Origin of the sequence: Mesorhizobium sp. M7A.F.Ca.CA.002.09.1.1 (genome assembly GCF_003998555.1) — a bacterium.
GTDB lineage: Bacteria > Pseudomonadota > Alphaproteobacteria > Rhizobiales > Rhizobiaceae > Mesorhizobium > Mesorhizobium ciceri.
The window spans coordinates 1-7338 of the sequence record NZ_RZRR01000198.1; the positions used below are offsets into that span (position 1 = coordinate 1).

10 protein-coding genes are annotated in these 7338 nt (G+C 62.0%); 4 read left to right on the top strand and 6 right to left on the bottom strand.

Annotated features, from left to right (window positions below; translation table 11 throughout):
- The 3 genes from EN994_RS11420 to EN994_RS11430 all read right to left on the bottom strand — a co-directional run.
- Positions 1 to 1371: ATP-binding protein (locus EN994_RS11420; protein ID WP_127307541.1), on the bottom strand; the 1371-nt coding region annotated here is incomplete at its 3' end.
- A gap of 49 nt (positions 1372 to 1420) precedes the next feature.
- A complete protein-coding gene (locus EN994_RS11425) occupies positions 1421 to 2140 on the bottom strand; it encodes a response regulator transcription factor (protein WP_013530014.1) in 720 nt (239 codons plus the stop codon).
- Positions 2127 to 2660, bottom strand: a complete 534-nt coding sequence (locus EN994_RS11430) for a MarR family transcriptional regulator (protein ID WP_024505623.1) — start codon at positions 2658 to 2660, stop codon at positions 2127 to 2129. Before EN994_RS11430 ends, EN994_RS11425 begins: the two co-directional genes overlap by 14 nt.
- A 246-nt stretch (positions 2661 to 2906) precedes the next feature.
- Here EN994_RS11430 and EN994_RS11435 point away from each other — a divergent pair, with 246 nt between their 5' ends.
- From EN994_RS11435 to EN994_RS11445, 3 genes are all read left to right on the top strand, one after another.
- Positions 2907 to 3800 carry a branched-chain amino acid aminotransferase gene (locus tag EN994_RS11435; RefSeq protein WP_013530016.1) on the top strand — a complete coding sequence of 298 codons (894 nt, stop codon included), beginning with the start codon at positions 2907 to 2909 and terminating at the stop codon, positions 3798 to 3800.
- Between the two features lie 145 nt (positions 3801 to 3945).
- Positions 3946 to 4263 (top strand): hypothetical protein, encoded by a 318-nt coding sequence (locus EN994_RS11440; RefSeq protein WP_013530017.1) that lies wholly within the window; start codon positions 3946 to 3948, stop codon positions 4261 to 4263.
- Between the two features lie 137 nt (positions 4264 to 4400).
- A complete protein-coding gene (locus EN994_RS11445; protein WP_063168837.1) occupies positions 4401 to 5039 on the top strand; it encodes an MBL fold metallo-hydrolase in 639 nt (212 codons plus the stop codon).
- A 127-nt stretch (positions 5040 to 5166) separates the two neighbouring features.
- On the opposite strand, the gene EN994_RS11450 is transcribed toward EN994_RS11445, so the two are convergent.
- From EN994_RS11450 to EN994_RS11460, 3 genes are all read right to left on the bottom strand, one after another.
- A complete protein-coding gene (locus EN994_RS11450; protein WP_013530019.1) occupies positions 5167 to 5598 on the bottom strand; it encodes a BA14K family protein in 432 nt (143 codons plus the stop codon).
- Positions 5599 to 5781: 183 nt separating this feature from the next.
- Positions 5782 to 5994 (bottom strand): cold-shock protein, encoded by a 213-nt coding sequence (locus EN994_RS11455; RefSeq protein WP_013530020.1) that lies wholly within the window; start codon positions 5992 to 5994, stop codon positions 5782 to 5784.
- A 320-nt stretch (positions 5995 to 6314) separates the two neighbouring features.
- Complete coding sequence (locus EN994_RS11460) at positions 6315 to 6527, bottom strand: cold-shock protein (RefSeq protein ID WP_006202520.1); 213 nt, start codon at positions 6525 to 6527, stop codon at positions 6315 to 6317.
- 501 nt (positions 6528 to 7028) lie between these two features.
- Here EN994_RS11460 and EN994_RS11465 point away from each other — a divergent pair.
- Positions 7029 to 7338, top strand: a 310-nt coding sequence (locus EN994_RS11465; protein ID WP_127244556.1) for a Kazal-type serine protease inhibitor, incomplete at its 3' end; no start/stop codon positions are given.

Below are 7338 nucleotides of genomic sequence, written 5' to 3' on the forward strand. Positions count from 1 at the left end.
GTCTTCAAGAGTGATGTCGCCGCCATGGGAGCGGGCGATGTCGCGGGCGATCGACAGGCCGAGCCCGGTGCCGCTGGCATCGAGGTTGCGGGCCTCGTCGAGCCGCACGAAAGGCTTGAACACGTCTTCGCGTCGATCGGCGGGAATGCCCGGACCATCGTCGTCGATGGTGACCAGCAGCGAGCCGCGGCCATGGGTGGCGTTGACCTCCACCGTCTTGGCATAGCGGAAGGCGTTGCCGATGACGTTGGACATCAGCCGGGCAAAGGCATTGGGCCGCACATGCACATCGTGATCGCCGGCAAGCGTCGTCGACAGCTTACGCTTGCGCAGCCTGGCTTCCTCGTCGAGCTTTTCGAAATAGGCCTCGAGATCGAACCGTCCGGCGTCTTCCGAAGCTTCGCCGCGGGCAAAGGACAGATAGCCTTCGAGCATCGACTGCATGTCGTCGATGTCCTGGTCGAGCGCTGCCTTGGTCTCGGCCTTGCCGCCGGAAAGCGCCAGCTGCAGCTTGAAGCGAGTGAGGATGGTTCTGAGGTCATGGCTGACGCCGGTCAGCATGGCGGTGCGCTGTTCGATCTGGCGTTCGATGCGCTCGCGCATCTGCATGAAGGCAAAGCCGGCGCGGCGAACCTCCTCGGCGCCGCGCGGCCGGAAATCGCGCGGCATCGGCCGGCCCTTGCCAAAGCTTTCGGCGGCTTCGGCAAGCATCAGGATCGGCCGGATCTGGTTGCGCAGGAAGGGAATGGCGATCATCAACAGCACCAGCGAGGTGCCGACCATCCAGATCAGGAAGATGTGGGTGTTAGAGGCATAGGCCTGGCTGCGGCGCACGAAGACGCGCAGCACCTTGCCCTCGAGCTGCACGCGTACCTCGACGATGTTGGAGTTGCCGACCGTGTCGATCCAGAACGGGCGGTTGATCTGGCGGGTGATCTCGGACGAGAGAACATCATCCAAAATCGAGAAAAACGGCTTTGGACCGGGCGCGGGGAGTGGGTCGGGCGGCAAGAGGTCGACCTTCAGCTGCATGCGGTCCTGGGCGATGCGGATTATGTTGGTGTAGTCGGCATCGCGCGGATAGGTCTCGATCAGGTCGATGATGGCGGCGATGTCGCGCACGGTGGCCTGCGACAGGCGCTGCGTCACGGTTGCCCAGTGACGTTCCATGAAGACGAAGGCGACGACCGATTGCAGCAGGATCATCGGCGCGATGACGATGATCAGCGAGCGGGCATAGAGCCGCTTGGGCATATAGAGCGAGACGAGGCGCCAGAAGCGGTTCCAGGCGCGCGGCACCGCCTTCAGCGTCCGCGCAGCGCGTGCGCTCAAGCCGCCATTGCCCGGCTGTTCCAGTTCCGTGGTTGCCATTCGCTCTTTTCGCTTGCCCGCAGCCGTTCAGCCGGCCGCAGGCGGCATTCTATTCCACGCTGAGCCGATACCCAATACCGCGTACGGTCTGGAGCCAGACCGGATTGGACGGATCGCGCTCGATCTTGCGGCGCAGCCGGTTGATCTGGACGTCGATGGTGCGCTCGCCGACTTCCGAATCGTCGCCGACAAGCTCGTGGCGGGGTATCGTCTCGCCCGCCCGCGCGGCGAAGATCGCCAGGATCTCCTGCTCGCGATCGGTCAGCTTCAACGCCTCGCCGCCACGCTTCAATTCGCGCCGGGCGATCTGGAACGTGTAGGGGCCGAAGACCAACTGCTCGACCTTGGGCGTGGTCGCCGGGCCACCGCGGCGCAGGATGTTGTTGATGCGCAGGATCAGCTCGCGCGGATCGAACGGCTTTGGCAGATAGTCGTCGGCGCCAGCCTCCAGCCCTGAGATGCGGCTGTCGGTCTCCGACAGCGCTGTGAGCATCAGGATCGGTACGTTCTTTTCGGCCCGCAGCGACTTGGTCAGGTCGACGCCCGTCTCGCCGGGCATCATGACGTCCAGCACCAGAAGGTCGAAGTCGAGGCCGGCAAGCTTGCGCCTGGCTTCGCCGGCATTGCCGGCAACGGTGACGCGAAAGCCATTTTCGGTCAGATACTGCTTGAGAAGATTGCGGATGCGGGTGTCGTCGTCGACGACAAGCAGATGCGGCGCGTCGTCGTCCGGCGCGGCCGCGTGATCGACCCGTTCAGTGCTCTCCATGGCTTTTCCCTGACATTTTTGCGGACCCAACGTCGATCTGCGCCCTCAGTTCCGGATTGACCATCGCTTCGAGGAACCGTTCCACCAAGGTCCGTTCGGTTACTCCGGAATCCCCCAATGCAGCATGGATGCGGCGCGACTGTGGCCGCGCCAGCGCCAGCGCCAGCGCACGGCCTTTGGCTGTCGGATAAAGTTCGCGCTGGCGGCGGTCGCGCGGACCTTGCAACTGCACGATATGGTCGGTGTCGATCAGTTGCTTGAGCACACGGGCCAGGCTCTGCTTGGTGATCTTCAGCACGTCGAGCAGTTCGGCGACCGTCAGGCCCGGCCTGCGGTTGACGAAATGCAGCACCCGGTGGTGGGCCCGGCCGAAGCCGTAATCGGCCAGGATCTGGTCCGGATCGGAGGTGAAGTCGCGATAGGCAAAGAAGAGCAGCTCGATGATGGCGAAGTCGATGCCGTCCTCGACCGACATTGCGGTCCTGATCGGTTTTCCGGCGGCTGGGCTTCGATCCGTCATTATTTCTCCGTGGGAAAGAGAGATTATGTCAGTACTATTGACGTAATTTCCCTGCAATGGTAATTTTTGACAAGCTTTTGGGCGGATTGCGAACGAAAAGGCAAGGGAAGCCGGTTTTTCCGGAATTTCCTAAGTTTGCCAGAGCGCAATTATCCGCCTACGCTCCACCATAAAAGCCGCTTTGGGCGGCCGACACGAAACACACAACGATACAACTATCCGGGCTGCCGCCCGTGGGAGGTTACCATGGCATCCGTTCCCTTCGATCAACTCGATGGCTTCATCTGGATGAACGGCGAATTCGTCCAATGGGGTGACGCCAAGATCCATGTGCTGACGCACGGGCTGCATTACGCCAGCGCTGTTTTCGAGGGAGAGCGCGCCTATGGCGGCGAGATCTTCAAGCTCAACGAACACACCGAGCGCCTGCATGAATCGGCACGCCTGCTCGGTTTCAAGATCCCCTATTCGGTGGCCGAGCTCAACGACGCCTCTTCCACGCTTCTCAAGAAGCAGGGTTTCCAGGACGCCTATGTCCGGCCGATCGCCTGGCGCGGCAGTGAGCAGATGGGCGTCTCGGCGCAGAACAACCGCATCAACTGCGCCATCGCCATCTGGCAATGGCCAAGCTATTTCGATCCTGCGCAGAAGCTGAAAGGCATCCGTCTCGATGTGGCGGAATGGCGCCGGCCCGACCCGCGCACCGCGCCTTCCAAGTCGAAGGCCGCCGGGCTCTACATGATCTGCACCATGTCCAAGCACGCCGCCGAGGCCAAGGGCTATGCCGATGCCATGATGCTCGACTGGCGTGGCCAGGTCGCCGAAGCGACCGGAGCCAACATCTTCTTCGTCAAGGACGGCAAGATCCACACACCCAAGCCCGACTGCTTCCTCGACGGCATCACCCGCCGCACGGTCATCGGGCTGGCCAAGGATCGCGGCCTTGAGGTGATTGAACGCGCCATCCTGCCGGAAGAGCTGGAAAGCTTCGAGCAGTGCTTCCTGACCGGGACGGCAGCGGAAGTGACGCCGGTTTCGGAGATCGGGCCTTACCGATTCGAGGTCGGCGAAATAGCCAAGAATCTTATGAATGACTATTCTGCGGCCGTTCAGCCCAAGCACGCGATCGCCGCAGAATAACGAAAGTCACAGCTTTTTTAGGAAGTAGGGGCGGTTTTCGGGCCGCCCCTTTTATTTCAGCGTTTCTGCATTTGACTTTCGTCCAATTCGGCGTCTCATGATGGTGTCGGCCCGGGAGGCTGACAGCTATGGAGGGACTAATCATATGGACATGAACACGCTTCTTCCGATCATCATACAGGTGATTACTGGCATCATCGGTGGTCAGGCGGTCGGTGCGGCGCTCAAGACGGCGGCGATGGGTCAGCTTCCCAAAATCCTGGGCGGAGCCATTGGCGGCGTCGGTGGTGCGGCGATCCTCGGCAGCCTGCTGGGTGGCGGTGCGGTCGATCCGGCGGCTGCGGCAGCAGCAACGAGCGGTCTCGGCAGCGCGCTGAACCTGCAGAACATCGTCGGCGGCGCCGGCGGCGGCGCGATCCTGACCGCCATTCTCGGCGCGGTCATGGGCGCCATGAAGAAGTAAGCAGGCCGTTTCGGTCTTTTCAAATGGGCGGCTTCGGCCGCCCATTTCCGTTTTGGGGCTACTGACTGTTCGTCTTTCGAGGGTGGACGCCCTTTGTCCGCGCCTCTACATCACCCGTGAACATCGAAAGGACGATCATGGGTCAGCTCAATGCCGGCATCGTGCCGGTCACACCGTTCCAGCAGAATTGCACCATCCTGTTCGACATGGATGACAAGCATGGCGTCGTCGTCGATCCGGGCGGCGATATCGACAAGGTACTGGCGGTGCTGAAGGACAATGCGATCTCAGCCGGAGCTATCTGGATAACGCATGGCCACATCGACCATGCCGGCGGTGCAATGGAGTTGAAGGAGGCGCTCGGCGTCGAGATCATCGGTCCGCATGAGGCCGACAAGTCGCTGCTCGACAATCTGGAAAACCAGGGCAAGCGCTACGGCATCGCCGGAGCGCGCAACTGCGTGCCCGACCGGTTCCTGGCCGAAGGCGAGACCGTGTCGTTCGGCGGCCATGTGTTCGAGGTGCTGCACTGCCCCGGCCATGCGCCCGGTCACGTCGTCTACTACAACCGCGCAGCCAAGTTCGCCCATGTCGGCGACGTGCTGTTCCGCGGCTCGGTCGGCCGCACCGACCTGCCGGGCGGCGACCACACGGCGCTGATCGCTTCGATCAAGGACAAGCTCCTGCCGCTCGGCGACGACATCGGCTTCATCTGTGGCCACGGTGCCGGCGGACGTTTTGGCGAGGAGAGGCGGACCAATCCTTTTTTGACTTGAACCAGGCTCGGAACCGTAGCTGTTTTTCATCAGCCTCAAGCAGACCGTTGACATTGTAGAGACCACAACAAAAAAGCGCTGGCCTTGCGGTCAGCGCTTTTCTGTTTTGGGGCAGGGAAGCCCTTGGTTAGTTGGCAGTGCAGAAATGCTGTTCGCCGTCATTGCCGGTGAACGTGCCGGTACGGGAATTGAAGCTGCGGTAGCGGTCCGAGCAATATTCGTACCAGTCACGCGTCCACGGTTCGGCATAACGATTGGCGTAGACCACCCGCGGCTCCGCATAATAGCGGCGGACCGGGGCCGGGCGCACCACGACGTCACGATCGTAGTAACCGTCATCGTAGTAGCGGTCAGCGTCGGGCGGCGGGCGGTCATTGGCCAATGCGCCACCGATCAGCGCCCCGGCCGCGAGGCCGAGCACGCCGGCGGCAATGGCATCGCCATTGCCATGATGGCCATGATGACGGCGCCAGTCGCGCGCATTGGCGGCGGGCAAGGCCGTGAGCGTGGTGGCGGCCACGGCAGCGGCCAGGACGGCGGTTTTGAAAATTCGGTTCATGTCGGTCTCCTTCGTTCCGGCCCGTGCAGTTTCGGGGATGCGGTCCGGCTTTACCGAAGACTAATATGCGACCGTGGCTGAACGGGGGCTGAACGGATTTTAACGTGTTTATTCAAAACGGACGTCAAAAATCACAGGCTCTCAAGGGAGCGATCTGCCCGGGAGCGCCGGTTCGAAGCCGGCTCAGCCGACCGACAGGTTGACGGCCTTGGGACCCTTGCCGCGCTTATCCGGCTCGGTATCGAACGACACTTTCTGCCCATCCTCGAGGCCGGGAAGACCGGACGCCTGCACAGCTGAAATATGGACGAAAACATCCTTCGCGCCATCATCGGGCGTGATGAAGCCGAAGCCCTTGGCATGATTGAAGAATTTGACGGTGCCGGTCTGCGGCATGGGAAGCTCCTTTGTCCCATAAACTCCAGTCTCGGGCCGGCAAATGCCCGAGTGGAAATTTGTCCTTTATTTTAGCGTCATCGGCAAGAGAAAGTTTTGCGGGCGTCTAAAGCACGTTGCGGCATGCTTCGGGTCTTTGTTTTTATGCAAGTCGTTGCCCAGAACCCGGCCGCTTGGGCGACATCACTGGCCCGCGCCTTCGATAAGGAAAAGGCGCGACGAAGATCGCCGCGCCTTTCAAAATTCAGATCCCTCTCCAGGCCAGGTGCAGGCATGGAGCCTCCGTCGCACGTCTAAGTGACATGCGGCGCGCCGATGGCTCAGGCTGCGCGGAGGTTGACGGCCTTGGGGCCCTTGCCCATGCGGTCCGGCTCGACGTCGAAGGTGACCTTCTGGCCATCAACGAGCGTGCGCAAGCCGGAAGCTTCGATCGCGGAGATATGGACGAACACATCCTTGGCGCCACCATCGGGCGTGATGAAACCGAAGCCTTTGGTCGCGTTGAAGAATTTAACGGTGCCGGTCTGGGCCATTGGGGAAACTCCTTCACCCGTTCAGTCTTTGGTGGTCCCGCCCGCCGCCTGGCGCAAAGGGCAGTTCCCGGTGGTTGCTTCGGCAGTCATGCATTGGCGCATGGTCAAACCCCCCGCCGAAAACGGGGCCGTCAGAGATTCACAGTATCGGGGAAAGGTCGTCCAAAACGTTCCGCTCTCCGGGTCGCAAATGCCCGAACACGGAATTTATCGCACGGAAACGTGATGGTTGCAAGATACCGCCGCGGGCCGCCGTACTGGCGCGTCCCGACGCATCAATCGACTGACCTGAGCATCGATGGGCTCGGCATAGGCTTGCTTGCCGGCCGGGTCATCGGCCAGAACCGGGCCACGAATGGGCCAGATGTCGAGGTGGCCGAGGAGGTCGACGCCGCCTACAGCCCCAGCGCGTTTCCGACTGAAAGGGCTGCAAACGGGGGTTGCATTTGGCAAGGGAATGGCGAGGATCGGCAACCGGGGACGCGATCGTGGGAGATCATCATGAAATATCTGGCGGCAATCTTTTCGCGGCAGGGTTTTGTCATCCTGTTGCTGTCGGCACTTCTTGCCGCCTGCACCGTCGTCGTCGATGACGGACCAGGGCCGCGTCCGCGTCCGCCCCGGCCGGAACCGCAATATTGCAGCAAGCAGTACGAGCCGGTCTGTGCGCGGCGCGGCGGCGATCGCCAGACCTTCGCCAATGCCTGTCTTGCCGACCGGGCCGGCTACCGCATCGTGCGCGACGGTCCGTGCCGCGACGGTGGCGGCGGTGGCGGCGGCGGCGGTGGTGAAGAGCAGACGTTCTGCACCC

What these genes read in the sequence shown, in the direction of transcription:
- EN994_RS11425 (WP_013530014.1), bottom strand. Translation starts at nt 2,140, where the DNA reads ATGGAGAGCACTGAACGGGTCGATCACGCGGCCGCGCCGGACGACGAC.
- EN994_RS11430 (WP_024505623.1), bottom strand. Translation starts at nt 2,660, where the DNA reads ATGACGGATCGAAGCCCAGCCGCCGGAAAACCGATCAGGACCGCAATG.
- EN994_RS11435 (WP_013530016.1), top strand. Translation starts at nt 2,907, where the DNA reads ATGGCATCCGTTCCCTTCGATCAACTCGATGGCTTCATCTGGATGAAC.
- EN994_RS11440 (WP_013530017.1), top strand. Translation starts at nt 3,946, where the DNA reads ATGGACATGAACACGCTTCTTCCGATCATCATACAGGTGATTACTGGC.
- EN994_RS11445 (WP_063168837.1), top strand. Translation starts at nt 4,401, where the DNA reads ATGGGTCAGCTCAATGCCGGCATCGTGCCGGTCACACCGTTCCAGCAG.
- EN994_RS11450 (WP_013530019.1), bottom strand. Translation starts at nt 5,598, where the DNA reads ATGAACCGAATTTTCAAAACCGCCGTCCTGGCCGCTGCCGTGGCCGCC.
- EN994_RS11455 (WP_013530020.1), bottom strand. Translation starts at nt 5,994, where the DNA reads ATGCCGCAGACCGGCACCGTCAAATTCTTCAATCATGCCAAGGGCTTC.
- EN994_RS11460 (WP_006202520.1), bottom strand. Translation starts at nt 6,527, where the DNA reads ATGGCCCAGACCGGCACCGTTAAATTCTTCAACGCGACCAAAGGCTTC.